At 71.5% G+C, this 17570-nt stretch carries 19 protein-coding genes; 5 read left to right on the top strand and 14 right to left on the bottom strand.

The window, feature by feature from the left end:
• The first annotated feature begins 130 nt into the window (after window positions 1-130).
• Window positions 131-2086 (top strand): DUF3352 domain-containing protein, encoded by a 1956-nt coding sequence (locus MTP10_RS18065; RefSeq protein ID WP_310710784.1) that lies wholly within the window; start codon window positions 131-133, stop codon window positions 2084-2086.
• Between the two features lie 73 nt (window positions 2087-2159).
• Here MTP10_RS18065 and MTP10_RS18060 read toward each other — a convergent pair whose 3' ends face one another.
• The 5 genes from MTP10_RS18060 to clpS form a co-directional block, all read right to left on the bottom strand.
• Window positions 2160-3107, bottom strand: a complete 948-nt coding sequence (locus MTP10_RS18060) for a cysteine synthase (RefSeq protein ID WP_310710634.1) — start codon at window positions 3105-3107, stop codon at window positions 2160-2162.
• A gap of 1 nt (window position 3108) precedes the next feature.
• Window positions 3109-3381: a MoaD/ThiS family protein gene (locus MTP10_RS18055; RefSeq protein ID WP_310710633.1), complete on the bottom strand. Its 273-nt coding sequence runs from the start codon at window positions 3379-3381 to the stop codon at window positions 3109-3111.
• Between the two features lie 137 nt (window positions 3382-3518).
• Complete coding sequence (locus tag MTP10_RS18050; RefSeq protein WP_310710632.1) at window positions 3519-3920, bottom strand: M67 family metallopeptidase; 402 nt, start codon at window positions 3918-3920, stop codon at window positions 3519-3521.
• 9 nt (window positions 3921-3929) lie between these two features.
• The gene (locus MTP10_RS18045; protein WP_310710631.1) at window positions 3930-4454 is read right to left on the bottom strand and encodes a DUF2017 domain-containing protein; all 525 of its coding nucleotides are present in this window, start codon (window positions 4452-4454) and stop codon (window positions 3930-3932) included.
• A gap of 10 nt (window positions 4455-4464) precedes the next feature.
• Entirely contained in the window at window positions 4465-4767 is a 303-nt protein-coding gene (gene clpS, locus MTP10_RS18040; protein ID WP_310710630.1) for an ATP-dependent Clp protease adapter ClpS, read from the bottom strand.
• A gap of 43 nt (window positions 4768-4810) precedes the next feature.
• On the opposite strand from clpS, the gene MTP10_RS18035 reads away from it, so the two are divergent.
• Window positions 4811-6088, top strand: coding sequence for a nicotinate phosphoribosyltransferase (locus MTP10_RS18035; RefSeq protein ID WP_397334477.1), 1278 nt, complete (start codon window positions 4811-4813; stop codon window positions 6086-6088).
• Between the two features lie 14 nt (window positions 6089-6102).
• Window positions 6103-6672, top strand: a complete 570-nt coding sequence (locus MTP10_RS18030; protein WP_310710628.1) for an isochorismatase family protein — start codon at window positions 6103-6105, stop codon at window positions 6670-6672.
• 15 nt (window positions 6673-6687) lie between these two features.
• On the opposite strand, the gene MTP10_RS18025 is transcribed toward MTP10_RS18030, so the two are convergent.
• Window positions 6688-7110 (bottom strand): PIN domain-containing protein, encoded by a 423-nt coding sequence (locus MTP10_RS18025; protein ID WP_310710627.1) that lies wholly within the window; start codon window positions 7108-7110, stop codon window positions 6688-6690.
• Entirely contained in the window at window positions 7110-7355 is a 246-nt protein-coding gene (locus tag MTP10_RS18020; RefSeq protein ID WP_310710626.1) for a hypothetical protein, read from the bottom strand. The genes MTP10_RS18025 and MTP10_RS18020 overlap by 1 nt, the downstream gene beginning before the upstream one ends.
• A 156-nt stretch (window positions 7356-7511) precedes the next feature.
• On the opposite strand from MTP10_RS18020, the gene MTP10_RS18015 reads away from it, so the two are divergent.
• On the top strand, window positions 7512-8336 hold the full coding sequence (locus MTP10_RS18015) for a hypothetical protein (protein ID WP_310710625.1): 825 nt from the start codon (window positions 7512-7514) through the stop codon (window positions 8334-8336).
• Window positions 8337-8509: 173 nt separating this feature from the next.
• Here MTP10_RS18015 and MTP10_RS18010 read toward each other — a convergent pair whose 3' ends face one another.
• The 6 genes from MTP10_RS18010 to MTP10_RS17985 form a co-directional block, all read right to left on the bottom strand.
• A complete protein-coding gene (locus MTP10_RS18010) occupies window positions 8510-10261 on the bottom strand; it encodes a DEAD/DEAH box helicase (protein WP_310710624.1) in 1752 nt (583 codons plus the stop codon).
• A gap of 145 nt (window positions 10262-10406) precedes the next feature.
• Complete coding sequence (locus MTP10_RS18005) at window positions 10407-11624, bottom strand: hypothetical protein (protein ID WP_310710623.1); 1218 nt, start codon at window positions 11622-11624, stop codon at window positions 10407-10409.
• A 96-nt stretch (window positions 11625-11720) separates the two neighbouring features.
• Window positions 11721-13112 (bottom strand): MFS transporter, encoded by a 1392-nt coding sequence (locus tag MTP10_RS18000; protein WP_310710622.1) that lies wholly within the window; start codon window positions 13110-13112, stop codon window positions 11721-11723.
• Window positions 13113-13121: 9 nt separating this feature from the next.
• Window positions 13122-14105: a zinc metalloprotease gene (locus tag MTP10_RS17995; protein ID WP_310710621.1), complete on the bottom strand. Its 984-nt coding sequence runs from the start codon at window positions 14103-14105 to the stop codon at window positions 13122-13124.
• Window positions 14106-14182: 77 nt separating this feature from the next.
• The gene (locus MTP10_RS17990) at window positions 14183-14443 is read right to left on the bottom strand and encodes a DUF3039 domain-containing protein (RefSeq protein ID WP_310710620.1); all 261 of its coding nucleotides are present in this window, start codon (window positions 14441-14443) and stop codon (window positions 14183-14185) included.
• Window positions 14444-14547: 104 nt separating this feature from the next.
• Entirely contained in the window at window positions 14548-16158 is a 1611-nt protein-coding gene (locus tag MTP10_RS17985; RefSeq protein ID WP_310710619.1) for an MFS transporter, read from the bottom strand.
• A gap of 156 nt (window positions 16159-16314) precedes the next feature.
• On the opposite strand from MTP10_RS17985, the gene MTP10_RS17980 reads away from it, so the two are divergent.
• The gene (locus MTP10_RS17980; RefSeq protein WP_310710618.1) at window positions 16315-16971 is read left to right on the top strand and encodes a TetR family transcriptional regulator; all 657 of its coding nucleotides are present in this window, start codon (window positions 16315-16317) and stop codon (window positions 16969-16971) included.
• 4 nt (window positions 16972-16975) lie between these two features.
• Here MTP10_RS17980 and MTP10_RS17975 read toward each other — a convergent pair whose 3' ends face one another.
• A complete protein-coding gene (locus MTP10_RS17975; protein ID WP_310710617.1) occupies window positions 16976-17554 on the bottom strand; it encodes a YqgE/AlgH family protein in 579 nt (192 codons plus the stop codon).
• Between the last annotated feature and the right edge of the window lie 16 nt (window positions 17555-17570).

Genomic DNA, 17570 nt, shown 5'->3' with positions numbered 1-17570 from the left:
ACGCGACCGGGGCAGGAGCCGGGGCAGCCGGACGATCCACGGCCTTGTCGTCTTCAGTGCATTGCAAGCGCCCGTACAGCAACATCCGTTACCTTTCCTGTGGTCATAAGTCCACATTGTGAGTTGAGTGATGTCTGCGAATAATCCCCCTCCTGGCCAGGATCCTGATCGGACGACGGCTTACCGCTGGAGCTCGGAGCAGTCCCCCAACCCGCCTACCGCGCCGCACGGCCAGCCGTACCCGCCGCAGCAGCCCTACGCGGGCCAGCAACACGGTCAGCCGTACGGCGAGCAGGCGTCGTCGGGTCAGCAGCCCGGGTACGGGCAGCAGGCGTCCTACGGCCAGCCCGCGTACGGCCAGCCGGACCACGGTCAGGCGGCCTTCAGCCAGCAGGCCGGCTATGGCCAGCAGCCGTACGGCCAGCAGCCCGGCTACGGCCAGCCGGACTTCGTCCAGCAGGGCTATGGGCAGCAGGGCTACGGGCAGCAGTCCCAGGGCCAGCCGGGCTACGGCCAGCAGAGCTACGGCCAGCAGGGCTACGAGCAGCCCGCCTACGGGCAGCAGCAGTACGCGCAGCAGGGTCACGGGCAGCAGCAGGGCTGGCAGCAGCAGGGGCCCGACGGGTTCGGTCCCGCCCAGCCGGCCGGCAAGGGCCGCAAGAGCTGGATCATCGCCATCGCCGCCGCCCTGGCCGTGGTGCTGCTCGGCGGCGGCGCTGTCTGGGCCGTGGGCGCCATCGGCGGCGGCGGCACGCAGCCGCACGAGGTGCTGCCGCCCAACGCGATCGCCTACGTCCGCCTGGACCTGGACCCGGCCGCCAACCAGAAGGTGGCGCTGTTCCAGATCGCCCGCAAGTTCTCGGTGACCAAGGACGCGTTCACCGGCGAGGACCCGCGCCAGGCGCTGTTCAACGCCCTGAAGAAGGACGACGAAAGCCTGGCCAAGATGGACTTCGCCCGCGACGTGGACCCGTGGCTCGGCAGCCGCATCGGTGTGGCCGTGATGCCGCCCGCGGCGGGCGGCAAGGAGCCGGAGTTCGCGGTGACCGTCCAGGTGAAGGACGAGGCCGCGGCCAAGGCCGGCATCGCCAAGCTGATGGGCGACGACAAGTACGGCATCGCCTTCCGCGACGACTACGCGCTGCTCACCGACGAGCAGGCCAAGGCCGACACGTACGCGGCCGAGACCGCCAGCCTGGCGAGCGCCGCCGACTTCTCCGACGACCTGGACGCCGTGGGCGAGCAGGGCGTGCTGTCCTTCTGGGCCCGCCTCGGCGAGGTCGGCAAGCTGGCCGCCGAGGACATGGACGCCGAGGAGGCCAAGGCGCTGGAGCAGGTGAAGAACGCCCGGTTCGCCGGCGCGCTGCGCTTCGACAGCGCGTACGCGGAGCTGGCCGGCGTGGTCCGCGGCGCGGAGGGCCTCGTGGACGGCGACCTGGAGGGCGCGAAGCTGAGCACGCTGCCCGCCTCGACGGCCGGCGCGCTGTCCGTCTCCGGCCTCGACCAGATGCTCACCAAGAAGTGGGCCGACATCGAGAAGTCCATGACGGCGGCCGGCGGCGGCGAGTTCAAGCAGTTCATCGACAAGGCCAAGCAGACCTACGGCCTCCAGCTCCCGGACGACCTGGCCACGTTCTTCGGCAAGAACCTGACGGTGGCCGTGGACAGCGAGGGCCTCGACAGCGACCAGGTCAAGGGCGGCGTCCGCATCGTCACGGACCCGGCCAAGGCGCAGGCCGTCTTCGACAAGGTCCAGAAGGCCATGACCGCTGAAGGTCAGCCCGCGCCCAAGGTCGCCAAGGTCGCCGGTGACGGCACGTTCACGCTGGCCACCACCGACGAGTACGCCAAGAAGCTCGCCGAGGAAGGCGCGCTGGGCGACAGCGAGACCTTCACCATGGCCGTCCCGGACGCCGACAAGGCCACGTTCGCGGTCTTCGTCGACCTGGACAAGGTGGAGAAGTACTACCTGCAGAGCCTGAGCGGCGAGGACAAGACCAACGCCCAGGTGCTGCGCGCGGTGGGCCTGAGCGGCACCCAGACCGACTCGGACGCCACGTTCTCGCTGCGGCTGCTGTTCAACTGATCGGCTCAGGACGTGAAAGAAGGCGGCCGGCTCCACGCCGGCCGCCTTCTTTCGCGCTCGTGCGTCAGGGGCGTCACGCCCAGAGCTGGCCTTCCAGCCGCTCCTCCGCCTCGTCCAGCGTGCCCTCGTACGCGCCCGTCGACAGGTACTTCCACCCGCCGTCGGCCACCACGAACACCACGTCGGCCCGCTCCCCCGCCTTGGCGGCCTTGGCCGCCACCCCGAGCGCCGCGTGCAGGGCGGCGCCCGTGGACACGCCGGCGAAGATGCCCTCGGTGGCCAGCAGCTCGCGGGTGCGGCGCAGCGCGTCGGCCGAGCCCACCGAGTAGCGGGTGGTCAGCACCGACTCGTCGTACAGCTCGGGGATGAAGCCCTCGTCGACGTTGCGCAGGCCGTACACCAGCTCGCCGTAGCGCGGCTCGGCCGCGACGATCTTCACCTCGGGCACCCGCTCCCGCAGGAACCGGCCGACGCCCATGAGCGTGCCGGTCGTGCCGAGCCCGGCCACGAAGTGGGTGACCGTGGGCAGGTCCTCGAGGATCTCCGGGCCGGTCGTCTCGTAGTGGGAGCGCCAGTTGGCCGGGTTGCCGTACTGGTAGAGCATCACCCACGACGGGTTGGCGGCGGCGAGCTCCTTGGCGCGGCGGACGGCCTCGTTGGAGCCGCCCGCGGCGGGCGAGGAGATGATCTCCGCGCCCCACATGCGCAGGAGCTGGCGGCGCTCCTCGGAGGTGTTCTCCGGCATCACGCAGATCAGCCGGTAGCCCTTGAGCCTGGCGGACATGGCCAGCGAGATGCCGGTGTTGCCGCTGGTCGGCTCCAGGATCGTGCAGCCCGGGGTGAGCAGCCCGTCCTTCTCGGCCTGCTGGATCATCCACAGCGCCGGACGGTCCTTGATCGAGCCGGTCGGGTTGCGGTCCTCCAGCTTCGCCCAGACGCGGACGTCAGGCGCGGGCGAGAGCCGGGGCAGGCCGACCAGAGGAGTGCGGCCGACCGACTCGATCAGCGAATCGAACCGCATGTCACCCGCCGGCGACGGCCGGGAGGACGGTCACCGTGTCGCCGTCGGAGACGGGGGTGCCGAGACCGCCGAGGAAGCGGACGTCCTCGTCGTTCAGGTACACGTTGACGAACCGGCGCAGGTTGCCCTGGTCGATCAGGCGGTCCTTGATGCCGGGGTGGGCGGACTCCAGGTTGCTGATCAGCTCGTCGAGGGTGGCGCCCTCGGCGGCGACCGCCTTGGCACCGCCGGTGTAGTTACGCAGGATGGTCGGAATGCGAACCTCGATGGCCATCTCGCTCAGTCTCCTCAGGTCAGGTCGTCCCATCGGCGGCAACGCCGACGGCTGGATGCGAATTCCAGGTCAGCGACAGTCGTAGACGACGACAGCCGGGGTGTGGGCGAAGAGAAAGCTCTGCACCGGCCGGACCATCATGGGATGAACCTTACCTCTTCCTCGGTGACGACACCGTCGACGATCCGGAAGGAGCGGAACTCCACCTCCTGCTCGTCACGGGTCGAGACGAGCACGTAGTGGGCGCCCGGTTCGGAGGCGTAGGAGACGTCGGTGCGCGACGGGTACGCCTCGGTGGCCGTGTGCGAGTGGTAGATCACGACCGGCTCCTCGTCACGGTCGTCCATCTCACGCCAGACGCGGAACTGCTCCATCGAGTCGAAGCGGTAGAAGGTCGGCGAGCGCTCGGCGTTCTCCATCGGGACGAACCGCTCCGGCACACCGTCGCGTCCCGCGATCACACCGCACGCCTCGTCGGGGTGGTCGGCCCGCGCGTGGGCAACGATCCGGTCCACCAGTTCCTGCGAGATCGTCAGCATGCCCGGAAGCTACCAGAGGGCCCGGACCAGGGTGTCCTGGAGGTAGGTGAGCCAGTCGTAGGTCACGTAGGCCGGGTAGCGGGGGTCGTCCTCGGACATCGTCGCGATCTCCTCGTGGATCTCCTCGGTCACCTCCAGCTTGGTGCCGAGGGCCAGCCGCACGTCGTTGAGCGCGCGCAGCCACGCCTGGGCCTGCTCGGGCGTCAGCTCGGTGCGTCCGGGCCGGGCCGTGTCGAGCATGGTGCGCGCGTCGGCGCGCTTGCCGTCGCGCAGCGTCGCCTCGGTGTAGCGGCGGAACTCCGCCGCGTCGCCCGCGTCCTCGTACGCCGACGGGAACAGCCGCGCCAGCACCGGGTCCGACGGCACCTCGCCCCCGCCGCCGATGCCGAGAGCGCGCTCCAGCGGGTCGTCGCCGGTCTCCCCCGGCTCGACCAGGCCCAGCACCTGTGACACCAGCGAGCGGAGGATCGCCACCTCCGGCGCCTCGAACTGGGCGATGACCACGCCGCGCTTCGACGAGAACCCCGAGCTCACCCGTACCGCCTCACTTGACCGAGTCCGGCTGGACCGTCGCCCACAGGCCGTAGGAGTGCAGGATCTGCACGTCGCGTTCCATCTCCTCGCGCGTGCCGCTGGACACGACGGCCCTGCCCTTGTGGTGGACGTCCAGCATGAGCTTCTCGGCCTTCTCGCGGGTGTAGCCGAAGACGGTCTGGAAGACGTACGTCACGTACGACATGAGGTTCACGGGGTCGTTCCAGACGATCGTCACCCAAGGCAGATCGGGGCGGACGTCCGATGACGGACGCTCGACGGCGATTGGAGCGGTGCTACCCACATTCCCCATCCTGCCCTACCTCCGCCGTAGTCTTCGAGTCGTGACATTGAGCATGAGCACCGCGTTGCTGACAGATCACTATGAGCTGACGATGTTGCAGGCGGGTCTGCGAAGCGGCGCCGCCCACCGGCGCGCCGTTTTCGAGGTGTTCGCGCGGCATCTCCCTGGGGGCAGGCGTTACGGGGTCGTCGCGGGGACGGGCCGCGTCCTGGACGAGCTGGAGAACTTCCGTTTCGGTGAGGAACAGCTCACCTTTCTGCGGGAGAACCGCGTGGTCGACGCGTCCACCCTGGAGTTCCTGGCGGAGTACCGCTTCTCGGGCGACATCTGCGGCTACGCCGAGGGCGACCTCTACTTCCCGGCCTCCCCGATCATGGTCGTCGAGGGCACCTTCGCCGAGGCCGTGCTGCTCGAAACCATGATCCTGTCCATTCTCAACCACGACTGCGCGATCGCCTCGGCCGCGTCCCGCATGCGCAACGCGGCGGGCGGCCGGCCGCTCATCGAGATGGGCTCGCGCCGCACCCACGAGCGCGCCGCGATCGCCTCGGCCCGCGCCGCCTACCTCGCCGGGTTCGCCTCCACGTCCAATCTCATGGCCGGCCACGTGTACGGCGTCCCCACGGCCGGCACGGCGGCGCACGCGTTCACGCTGCTGCACGACTCCGAGCAGGCCGCGTTCGAGGCGCAGATCGCCTCCCTGGGGCCCGAGACCACGCTGCTCGTCGACACCTACGACGTGCCGGATGCCGTGCGGACCGCCGTCGAGCTGGCCGGCACCAAGCTGGGCGCGGTCCGCATCGACTCGGGCGACCTCGCCGCCGCCGCGCAGGAGGTCCGCGAGCAGCTCGACGCGCTGGGCGCCTTCGACACGCGCATCCTGGTCACCTCCGACCTCGACGAGTACGCCATCGCCGCGCTCGCCGCCGCCCCCGTGGACGGCTACGGGGTCGGCACGTCCCTGGTGACCGGGTCCGGCGTGCCGACGGCCGCGCTCGTCTACAAGCTGGTGGCCCGCGAGACGGCCGCGGGCGAGTTGGAGCCGGTCGCCAAGCGCTCGGTCGGCAAGCCGTCGCGCGGGGGGCGCAAGCACGCGTACCGGCTGTTCGACGGCCAGGGCCGGGCGGAGACCGAGCTGATCACCACCTCGGGCGAGGCGCCGGAGGGCGGCGTGCCGCTGCTGCGGCAGCTCGTGCGCGGCGGCGAGCCCGTCGGCAGGGAGCCGCTGGCGGACGCCCGAGCGCGCCACGCCGAGTCGGTCGCGACGCTGCCCCAGGAGGCGCTGCAGATCGGACGCGGGTACGCGGCGATCCCCACCGAGTTCGCCTGACGTATCGTGCCTCTATGGGCACCGCGTTAATCATCGTCGACGTGCAGAACGACTTCTGCGAGGGCGGCAGCCTCGCCGTGGCAGGAGGCTCGCAGGTGGCCGCGGCGATCACCCGCCACGTGGCCGACCACCCCTACGACCACGTCGTGGCCAGCCGCGACTACCACGTCGATCCGGGCGACCACTTCTCCGACCACCCCGACTACGTCGCGACCTGGCCCCGCCACTGCGTCGCCGGCACCCCGGGTGCCGACTTCCACCCGGCGCTGGACGTGGCGGCGGTCGAGGAGGTGTTCAGCAAGGGCGCCCGCACGGCGGCCTACAGCGGCTTCGAGGGCGCCTCGGGCGACGGGGTGAGCCTGGGGGCGTGGCTGGCGGAGCACAAGGTGCACGAGGTGGACATCGTGGGCATCGCCACGGACCACTGCGTGCGCGCCACGGCACTGGACGCGGTCAAGAACGGCCTGGCCGTACGGGTGCTGCTGGACCTGACGGCCGGGGTCGCCCGCCACACCACGGACGCGGCCCTGGCCGAACTCGACGCCGCCGGCGTCACCCTCAAGGGCGCCCCCGCGCTCGGCTGACCCCGTGACGGCCTCTCAACGGCCGTCGGCGGGAAGGACCGTGAAGGCGTCACCCCGGAGCGGCTTCATCGTGCGGAAGTGCCGGTGGTCCAGCGTCAGCACCCGAGTGGTGCCATGCCGGGCCGCGACCAGCGCGACGGACGCGTCGGTCAGCCCGATCCGCATGTCGGCGTACTGCTCGGCGATGTTCGCCGCGCGTCTCACGTCGTCCGCCGACATGGCCACCAGTTCGTAACCGCCCGCACCGATGTCCCGGAGGAATTGCAGCTCTCGCCGGACGCCGGCGAGCTTGAGGATCATGTAGTCCGTCTCAGCGAGGACGAACGGGGAGAGGAGCAGTGGCCCCTCCTCCGTCTCCAACACATGACGCGCTTCCTTGTGAAACGGCTGCTCGGGACCGATGGCGGCGAGCAGCCCGCTGGTGTCGAGGACCAGCATCAGGCGAGCCCGTCCTCGCCGAAGCCCTCGGTGAGGATCTCATCGACGCGTTCGGCCGTGAGCGTCTCGCCGCCGAGCTCGAAAACGGGAAGCCTGGGCCGAGGACGCTCAGCGAGGGCCTCCTCCACCAGCGCCCGCCGGATGGCGTCACGCATGTAGTCCTCTTCGGTCATCCTGTGCACTCGGGCCGCCTCCGCGACCCGCTGCTGGATGTCCTCCGGAAGGTACAGGCTCACTTCAGGCACCCCTCCAAGGTAACCCGGCGTCCCTTCGACGCCTCTCGCCACGCAACGTACACGATCGACAACGGAAAGTTCAGGGGATCGTCAAGCCGGAGCGGCCGCGCCGAGGGAGAAGTAACACGGAGAGTCACGTGTCTCATCCCGGTGTGAGGTCTCTTCATGCTCGCCTTCTCTCTCGGACTGGCCTGGCTCGTCCTCGGCCCGTTCAGCCTGTGGGTCCTCGTGTCCGGCCGGGCCTGGGCCCGGGCCGGCGCGGTGCTGGCGCTGACGATGCTGGAGGTGGCGACGATCGCCACGAACGCCGTCCGCTTCCCCTTGCCCGATCCCCACGGCGGGGCCGTTGCGGCGCCCCCTGAAGCGCGGGCGGAGTGCGCCGAGCGGGAGCCGCTGCCCCGGACGGGCCGGGTGGAGGGGCGGCGCGGCGGGCTCGTCCTGTCCTGGCCGGCGGCGGCCGGGGAGTGCGCCACAGCCGACGTGGTGCTGCGGGCCGAGGGGCGCAGGCTCAAGGTGTGGCTCCACGAGGGGCCCGCGCCGGGCTCGGCACCGGGCTCGGCCGCTCCGGGCGCGAGCGGCGACGCCGGCTCAGTGGGCCCGGGCGGCACACGAGGCTCCCATGGCGCGAGCGGCTCAGTCTCGGGCGCCCCGGGCTCGGGGGGCGCGGGCTCGGGGGGCGCGGGTGGGCGGAGTGTGCCTGTGCGGGTCGAGGAGGGTGAGGCGTCGCTGCGGGTGCCGCTCACGGCGGCGGGGGTCCGTCCGGCCCAGGCCTCCGGCGACGCGGGGCACGGACACGGGCACCTCGGCCGTTACGTGCTGATCGACGGCCGGACCGGCCACCGCATCCCCGCCCCCGACGGCTCCGACGGCTCCGACGGCTCCGACGACCTGAACGCCCCGGACGCCGCCACCAACCACGGAAACACCGGCGCCCACGACGCCCCTGACGCCTCGAAGGCCCCGGGCGCGGATCACCGGCGCGCCACCTGAGGTCCGGGCCAGGACGCCACGCGCCCGGCCCGCCCGCCGGGCCGGGCGCGCTCACCAGACACACGGCCGCCCGTACGTGAGACGGCGGACGGCCGCTCGCTGAGACGGCGGACGGCCGTACGTGAGACCGCGGACGGCCTCCCCCATCGTGGGACTGCGGGCGGCCGGACAGGTCAGCGGCGCTGGGTGGCCCAGTGGCGGATCTTGTCGATGCGTTCCTGGATCTGCTCGGCCGTCGCCTGGGCGATCGGCGGGCCGCCGCAGGCGCGGCGCAGGTCCGAGTGGATGACGCCGTGCGGCTGGCCCGTGCGGTGGTTCCAGGCGCCCACGAGCCCGTTCAGCTCCCGCCTCAGCTCCGCGATCCGCTCGTGCGGCGCCAGCTCGGGCGGCGCCTCGTCCTTGGGCTCGCGGCGCCTGGCCGCCTGCTGGTCCGACTGACGCTTGCGCAGCAGCGTGGCCACCTGGTCCGGCTCCAGCAGCCCCGGCAGGCCGAGGAAGTCCTCCTCCTCGGCGGAGCCGACCGCGGCCCCCGTGCCGAACTCGCCGCCGTCGAACAGCACCCTGTCGAACGTCGCCGACGTCTCCATCGTCTCGAACGGCAGCTCGTCGCCCAGGACGTCGGGGTTGTCCTGCTTGCGGTTGGCCTGCTCCAGGAGGCTGTCGTCGAGGCCGTCCTCGGGCGGGCGGCGGTTGAGGACGTGGTCGCGCTCCACCTCCATCTCGTTGGCCAGCCCCATGAGGGTCGGCACCGAGGGGAGGAACACCGAGGCGGTCTCGCCGCGCTTGCGGGCCCGGACGAAGCGCCCGACCGCCTGGGCGAAGAACAGCGGGGTCGAGGTGGAGGTGGCGTAGACGCCGACGCACAGGCGCGGGATGTCGACGCCCTCCGACACCATGCGGACCGCCACCAGCCAGCGGTCCTGCGAGGCGGCGAACGCCTTGATCTTCTTGGACGCGCCCGGGTCGTCGGAGAGCACGACCGTGGCGCCCTCGCCGGTGATGGCGCGCAGGTGGCGGGCGTAGGCGCGGGCCGTCTCGTGGTCGGTCGCGATGACCAGGCCGCCGGCGTCGGGCACGCCGCGCCGCACCTCGGTCAGCCGCCGGTCGGCGGCCTGCATGACCTGCCTGATCCAGTCGCCCTTGGGGTCGAGCGCGGCCCGCCACGCCTGCGAGAGCTGGTCCTTCGTGAGCGGCGTACCGAGCGTGGCCGCGATCTCGTCACCGGCCCGCGTGCGCCACTTCATCTCGCCGGAGTACGCGAGGAAGATCACGGGACGGACGACGCCGTCGTCGAGGGCGGGGCCGTAGCCGTAGGAGTAGTCGGCGACGCTGCGCTTGAGACCCTCGGCGTCCTCCTGGTAGCCGACGAAGGGGATGGGGTTGTCGTCGGAGCGGAACGGCGTGCCGGTGAGCTGGAGCCGCCGGGTGGCCGGCTCGAACGCCTCACGGATGCCGTCGCCCCACGACTTGGCGTCGCCGGCGTGGTGGATCTCGTCGAAGATGATCAGCGTCTTGCGGGCCTCGGTGCGCGCCCGGTGCAGGGCCGGATGCATGGCGACCTGGGCGTAGGTGACGGCGACGCCGATGTAGTCGCGTGAAGTGGTGCCCTGGCTGTTCTTGAACTCGGGGTCGATGCCGATGCCGACCCGGCTCGCGGCGTCGGCCCACTGCCGCTTGAGGTGCTCGGTGGGGGTGACGACGGTGATCGCCTTGATCACTCCCCTGGCCAGCAGGTCACTGGCGATCCGCAGGGCGTAGGTCGTCTTGCCCGCGCCCGGGGTCGCCACGGTGAGGAAGTCACGCGGCTCAAGCCTGGTATAGAGGTCGAACGCCTCCTGCTGCCATGCCCGGAGCTTCTGGGCGGTGCCCCACGCGGCACGGTCGGGATAGGAAGGCGATAGGTGGGACGCGGCGAAGGTGCTCACCGCATCACCTCTGGGGTTCGTGTGCTTCGCTCTCTCACAGTGACCCAAGGGTAATCGGGCACACCGACAAGACGTGCCGTGCACCGCGGATCCTGGCCAAGGTCGTCCTTGCGTGCTAATGGGCGTCAGGTGGCTTTCAGGTGGCTTATCGCACGCTCGCCAGCAGCGCGTCCAGCGCCTGTCTGCGTGCGGGTTCCTCGGGTTGGAGCAGCCCGACGACGAGCACCGCGCCGCCGTCGCGGGTGAGCAGGATCACTCTCAGGTACGCGGGCCGGTTCACGACGTCCTGGTACTCGGCGCGCAGGGCGCGGGTGTGCCCGCCGGTCAGGTTCCTGTCCTCGACGACGCCGACCCGGTCTCCCTTGAGCAGGAGCCGGGAGTACAGCTCGGCGGCCTGGGCCGCGGCCTTCCTGGGGTCGCCCACCGGTTCGCCGACCGGCCTGGCCATGACGAGGGCGCCGTCGCCGTCGCGGGCGACCGAGGTGAACCCGGTCACCGGCGGCACCGCCCCCGCGTGCCACCCGTCGGGCAGCGGGATGACGACCTTGGCCCGGGTGTCGGCCAAGGTCTCCTGCCGGGCCTCGGGGCCGTCCGTCCGTCGCAGGGCGGTCACGCCGAGCAGGGCCACGGCGGCGACGGTGGCCAGCAGCGCGAGCGCCGTGCCGGCCCGCCGCCAGAGGTGGCCGCCCACTCTCCCGGGCGGGCCGGGGTCGGCGGGCGCGCCGTACATGCGGGCGGAGGGCGGCAGGGAGTCCCACGGGCGGCGCCCGTCGTCCCTTCCGTGCTCCTGCCAGTCGTCCTCCTGGTCGTCGAGGTCTTCCGGGCCGTCCCAGGCGTCGGTCCCAGGGGGCTCCTCGCGGCGGGGCCGGCCCGTGAGCCAGTGGGAGAGGCCGCCGCGGCCCGGGGCCGGAAGGGCGTCCTCCGCGGCCCGTACCGTCCTGGGGCCCCACGGGCGTTCCGTGGAGTCGTCACCCGCTCCCGGCTTCCGGCGGAAGACGGGTGCCCAGGTTCCGTGCTCCAGGTCCGGATCGTCGTCCTCCGGGCCCCAGAACTCCTCGTCCGGCTCCTCCTCCCGGACGGCGCGCACGTCCCTCCGGGCGGCGGGCGTCGTCTTCCGGGGAGCGGGCGCTTCGTCCTCAGCCTCGGACTGAGGGTCCCGGGGCGGGTCCGGTACGGCTCTCACGGGCGGGTACGGCGGCCGGCTCCGCCCGGAGCCCCCGGCAGGGCCCGGCACGCCCGTCACCGGAGGGTACGGCGGCTCGCCCGCGCGTCCCCGGGCCGGGGCGCCCGTCCAGTCCTGGGGAGCGGTGCGGCGGTGCCTGGCCCCCGTGCTCGGCGGCCAGACCAGGTGGTCGTCCTCCATGGCACCTCCTGGCGCTGTCCTATCACTCCTCGCGCTCGAGATCTGGCGAACCGTGACCGCTGTGACAGGTGGGGCGGAAAGAGTCGGACGGCGGCGTCAGCGGACGCGGGAGGCGAGCAGGGTGGTGCAGAGCGCGAGGGCGCCCATGAGGCAGCAGATGACGATGTACCCGCGCGCGATCTCCGCCGGGCTGTGCCCGATCACGTTGATCAGCGCGCCGCCCACCCCGAGCGCCAGGGCGGACCCGAGCATGTCCGTCACCGACAGCGCGGCGCTGTTGGCTCCCTGCTCGTTGAGCGGCGACTGCTTCAGCGCGGTGACGCTGACCGTGGTCATCCCGAGGCCCATGCCGAACCCCGCGATCACCCACGCCGGCACCGCGACCCACCCGGTGACGCCCGGCACCGCCGCGAGCAGCGCCAGCAGCACCCCGGCCGTGACGCAGGCCGCGCCCAGCCGCAACCGCCGGTGCGGCTCGGCGGTGCGCCGGCTCTGCAGGAACGATCCGGCCGACCAGCCGAGCGCGCCGATGGTCAGCGCGATGCCCGCGGCCGTGGGGTCGAACTTCTTGACGGACTGGAGGGCGAGCGGGATGAAGGCGTTCACGCCGAAGAACGGCGCCGAGAACATGCCCCGCATCATGATGGTCGTGGGCAGCCCCCGGCCGAACCGCAGCGCGCCGGGCGGCAGCAGCCTGCTCAGCCCGTACCCGAGGAGGGCGAGGCCCGCGACGGCGGCGACCGCGCTGGGCAGCGGCATGACGTGCAGCCCGTTCACCCCGTACAGCAGCACGCCGGCGCCGCCCGCGGCCGAGGTGGCGGCGATCGTCATGGGGAGCGGACGCGACCGCGGGCCCTCCGGCGGCGCCGTCTCCTCCTCCGCGGTCCGCGGGCGCAGCGCGGGGATCAGCATGACGAGGGCGGGCACGACGAGCGGGACGATGCCGTAGAACACCCACCGCCAGCCCCACTGGGCGGCGACGAACCCCGCCACGGCGGGGCCGACCATGGCGGGCACCACCCAGGCGGCCGACAGCGCCGCGAAGACCTTGGGCCGCATCGCCGCCGGGTAGACCCGGGCGATCATCACGTAGAGGGCGACGATCGTGGAGCCCGCGCCGAGCCCCTGCACGGCCCTGGCGACCAGGAACATCGTCTTGCCGTCCGCGGCCCCGGCCAGCACCATGCCGGTGACGAACAGCACGAGGCCGAGCAGGAACGGCGCCGTGTAGCCGCGCCGGTCCGACCACAGGCCGGACACCACGTTGGCGAACAGGCTGGCGATGAGGAAGGCCGAGAAGCTCACCCCGTACAGGTCGAGCGCCTGGAGCTGGCGCGAGACCTCCGGCATGACGACGCCGACCGACATGCCCTCGAAGGCGACGAGCGTGACGACGAGCAGGATGCCGACGGTCGGTGCGCGGTAGGCGGCGCCGAGGATGCCGGTGCGGGAGTCGTATGGAGTGTCGAGTGCCTTCGGTCCTGTCACCGGGACATCCTAAGTGTGCGGCGATCGCCCGGCGAGGCGGCCTCCGCTTCCGACCCGGGCCGCCGCCTGGGCGGGCGCGGGCTCCCGGTAGACGGCCCACATCTCGCGCATCCGCGCGGCCTGACCCTGGGTGAACTCCCACATGCAGGGATCTTTGGCGTAGTCCATGAAGTTGTGGAACGGGTCGGGCCGCCCGTCGGGCAGGCAGGTGTCCTTCGACTCGGGGCATCCCTCGGTGGGCCTCGCCTCCGGCGCGGTGTCCTCGATGCCGTCGCCGGGGGTCTCGCAGCCGTTCTCGAAGGTGTGGAAGAGGCCGAGCCAGTGGCCGATCTCGTGGACGGCGGTGTAGCCGCGGTCGTAGTCGGCGAACGTGCCGCCGGGCAGCGTGCGCCAGTCGATGACCACGCCGTCGATCTGCGGGTTGTCCTTGTACCAGTACGGATACGTGGAGAAGCCGAGGACCTGCCGGTCGAGCTGGGCGATGTAGAGGTTGAGCGTCTCGGGGCCGCCCCTGCGCAGCGCCTGCTTCATGGCCTGCTCGTTGGTGGTGGGGTCGGCGAACCAGTCGGCGTTGCGCACGAGCCGCGCCCCGGCCAGGCGGAAGGTGACGCCGGAGTCCGCGCCGCCGAACCGGCCGGAGTAGGCGTCCCTGAGTGTGGCGAACTGGGCCTTGACGGCGGCGGTGGACGCGCGGGTGACGCCGTCGGTGAGGACGTGCACCCAGACGGGCACGGTGACGTGCTCGGGCGCCCGGGTGCCGGCCAGGCCCTTGTCCAGCTCGGTGAGGACGCGGCCAACGTCCTGGGGGCGCGGCTGGCGCGGCTCGGGGCCGCGCCGGGTGTCACGGCCGAGCCGGGCGGCGGGCTCGCAGCCCGCCTGGCCGCCGGTGTCCGGCGCCCGGGCGGGACGGATCGCGGCCTCGCCGCGGTGCGGCGGCGCCAGACCGGCCGCCAGCAGGCATGCCAAAGTGACGGCGGTCGCGCGCCGGGCCATGCAATCCCCCGTTACTGATCGAGTTGGTCAGATCACCGACCGTAACTCGACGGGAGAGGATCACACGTGAGCAACACTCACTGGTTCTTGTCGTCGCCCGGGCCGCCGCCCGGCGGGAGACCCTCGTAGATCTCCTTGCACTCCGGGCACACCGGGTACTTCTTCGGGTCGCGGCTGGGCACCCAGACCTTGCCGCACAGGGCGCGGATCGGCGTGCCGGTCACCATGCTCTCGGTGATCTTGTTTCTGTCCGCGTAGTGCGAGAACCGCTCGTGATCGCCGTCGCCGTGCGACGTCCGCGGCGTCGTTTCCTGCTCGGGGAGGATCTTCGTACTCACCCCACCGAGTCTATGCCCCGCGTCCTCCTGCACCGGGCAGCCGTACGGCCCCCGCCAGGAGCCGTTCTCCTTGCGGGGGCCGTACGGGACAGGCGGGGACGTCGTCAGCCCACGTGGACCGGCGCGCCCGGCTCGGACTTGCGGCCCGCCTTGACGAACAGCGTGAGGGCCGCCGTCAGCAGCGCGACGCCGGTGCTCACGAGGAACGCCAGGTGCATGCCGTCCATGAACGCGTTGTGGATGGCCGGCCCGAGCGTCTGCTGCAACTGCGCGGGCGTGCCCGGCGGGAGCCCGCCGAACGCGGCGGCCTTCTCCAGCAGCGACATCTGCTCGGCCGGGATCTTCTGGGCGGCCGGGCCGAGGTAGCCGGGCAGCTTGCTGGAGATCTCGGCGGCCATGACGGCGCCCAGGATGGCGGTGCCGAGCGCGCCGCCCACCTGCATGGCCGACTGCTGCAGACCGCCCGCGACGCCGCTGAGCTCGATCGGGGCGTTGCCCACGATGATCTCCGTGGCGCCGACGAAGACCGGCGACAGGCCGAACGCCAGCAGGACGAACGGGATGCCGCTCTCGATGAACGAGGCGTCGATGCTGAGCTGCGACATGAGGAACATCGCCGACGCGGTGATCACCAGGCCGATGGCCATCGTGATCTTCGCGCCGAGCCGGCCGATGAGCATGCCGGCCAGCGGCGAGGCGACGATCATGCCGGCGCTCATCGGAAGCATGCGCAGGCCGGCGTCGAGCGGGCTGAGGCCGTGCACGCCCTGGAAGAAGAAGCCCAGGAAGAACATCGCGCCGAACATGGCGAACGCGACCATCATCATGAGCACGGTGCCGATCGAGATCGACACGTTGCGGAACAGGGAGAGCGGAACCAGCGGCTGCTTGGCCTTGCTCTGCCAGAAGATGAACCCGGCGACCAGCACGGCGAAGCCGACGAGGAAGCCGATGGTCTTGGTGTCGCCCCAGCCCCACTCGGGGGCCTTGATGATCGACCAGACGAGGGCGAACATCGCGCCGGACAGCAGCACCACGCCGAGCCAGTCGATGCGGGCGAGCGTCTGCGAGCGGTTCTCCTTGATGAGGAGCAGGCCCATCAGCAGCGCCACGATGCCGACCGGCGCGTTGATGAAGAACACCGACTCCCAGCTGACCTTCTCGACCAGCACGCCGCCCACGATCGGACCGGCGGCGCTGGACAGGCCGATGATGGCGCCCCAGGCGCCCATCGCCTGGTTGAGCTTCTCGCCGGGGAAGGCCCCGCGCAGCAGCGCCAGCGCGGCCGGCTGGAGCAGCGCGCCGAACAGGCCCTGCAGGACGCGCAGCCCGATCAGGGCGCCCACCGGGGACAGGCCCGGGACGACGTCGGCCAGCTCCTGGCTGAGGCCGATGCCGACCGACGAGAGCGCGAACCCGGCCACGCCGATGAGGAACACCCGCTTGTGGCCGAACAGGTCACCGAGCTTGCCGGCGGTGATCAGGAAGACCGCCAGAGCCAGCAGGTAGCCGCTGGTGACCCATTGCAGGTCGGACAGCGAGGCACCCAAATCGTGCTGGATGACCGGGTTGGCGATGCCTACCACGGTCCCGTCGAGCATCACCATGATGACGCCGAGGCTGACCGCCAGCAGCACGAGCCATGGATTGCTCCCCGCCCCCGTGGCACCGGACTCCGGTGCCGGCGGCGCGTCAACCGCCTTCGTGTGCGCCATGAAACCCCCTCAAACACATGTGTCCCACACCGGGACATAGATCTCTTTAGCCTCGGGTAATCTATGTCAGTCGATGAAAGATCACAAACCGTTTAAAAAAGTCAGGCCGCGACTTATGACACAATGTGACACGAAGATGTCGAGGGAGTGACGTGCATGGGTCTGCGGGAACGCAAGAAGGAGAAGACGCGCCTGGCGATCCTGGACGCCGCGCTGGACCTCTTCCTCGAACAAGGGTACGACTCCACCACCGTGGAGCAGATCGCGGGGTCGGTCGACATCTCGCCCCGGACCTTCTTCCGCTACTTCACCAGCAAGGACGCCGTCGCCTTCTGGTTCCACGAGCACGGCGAGGAGGTCATGCTGGAGGCCCTGCGTTCCCGGCCGGCCGGAGAGCCCCCGTTCGCCTCCATGACGCACGCGCTGCGCGCCGTGCTGCGCGACATGCAGGACTCAACTCCCGAGGACGCCCAGAGATTCCTCAAGCTGCGCAGGCTGCTGGACGACCACCCGCACCTGGTCGGCCTGACCGTGGCCAGGGGCGCCGAGACGGAGCGGCACCTGGCCGCCGAGATCGCCGCGCGCCGGGGCGCCGACGTGACCACGGACCGGGTGTCGCACCTGGTCGTGGCCATCGCCATGTCGTCGCTGCGGGTCGGGTTCGAGTGCCCGCCGGGCCGGCGGCCCGAGCTGTCGCAGGTCGTCCAGCAGATGGAGGAGACGCTGGAGCTCGTGGAGAGCATGATGCGCCCCGGCTGGGACACGGGCGATCCGGCCGCTCCGGCGGATCGACCCGAATCGGGGAACGCCTAGCAGGTCAGTTCATCGTCGGGTCGTCCGGGCAGTTGGCCACGAACGCCAGCTCGCCGCGCTGCCGCCGCAGCACGTGGCGCCAGAGCGAGCGCGGGTCGGTGTGGAAGGTGTCGCCGACCTCCGAGTCGACGACGTACCACGCCCCCTCGGCGATCTCGCTCTCCAGCTGGCCGGACGTCCACCCGGCGTACCCGGCGAAGATCCGCATCTGCGAGATCTCGCCCTGGAGGATCTCGGGCGGCGCGTCCAGGTCGACGGTGCCGAGCCGCGAGACGGACGGCGTCCCCGCGTGGAGGCGGCGCCATCCCAGGGGCTCCTCGCCGCTGGGGACCGCGGCGAGGGCCAGCGCGCTGTCGGTCTGCACCGGGCCGCCCTCGAACAGCACCGGCGGCCCCGTCACCAGGGGGTCCCACACGGGCAGCACCTGGGTCACGGAGATCTCGCTCGGCCGGTTGAGCACCACACCCAGGGTGCCGCCCTCGCTGTCGTGTTCGAGGATCAGCACGACGCTACGCCGGAAGTTGGGGTCATCGAGAAGCGGCGTCGCCACCAACAGACCGCCGACGTAGATCGCTTCCGCCATACATCCATCATGAAGG

Source organism: Nonomuraea sp. 3-1Str (assembly GCF_031570565.1).
In the GTDB taxonomy this organism is placed as follows: domain Bacteria; phylum Actinomycetota; class Actinomycetes; order Streptosporangiales; family Streptosporangiaceae; genus Nonomuraea.
Note: the sequence above shows the minus strand (reverse complement) of the source record. Positions and strands in the feature narration are given on the sequence as shown.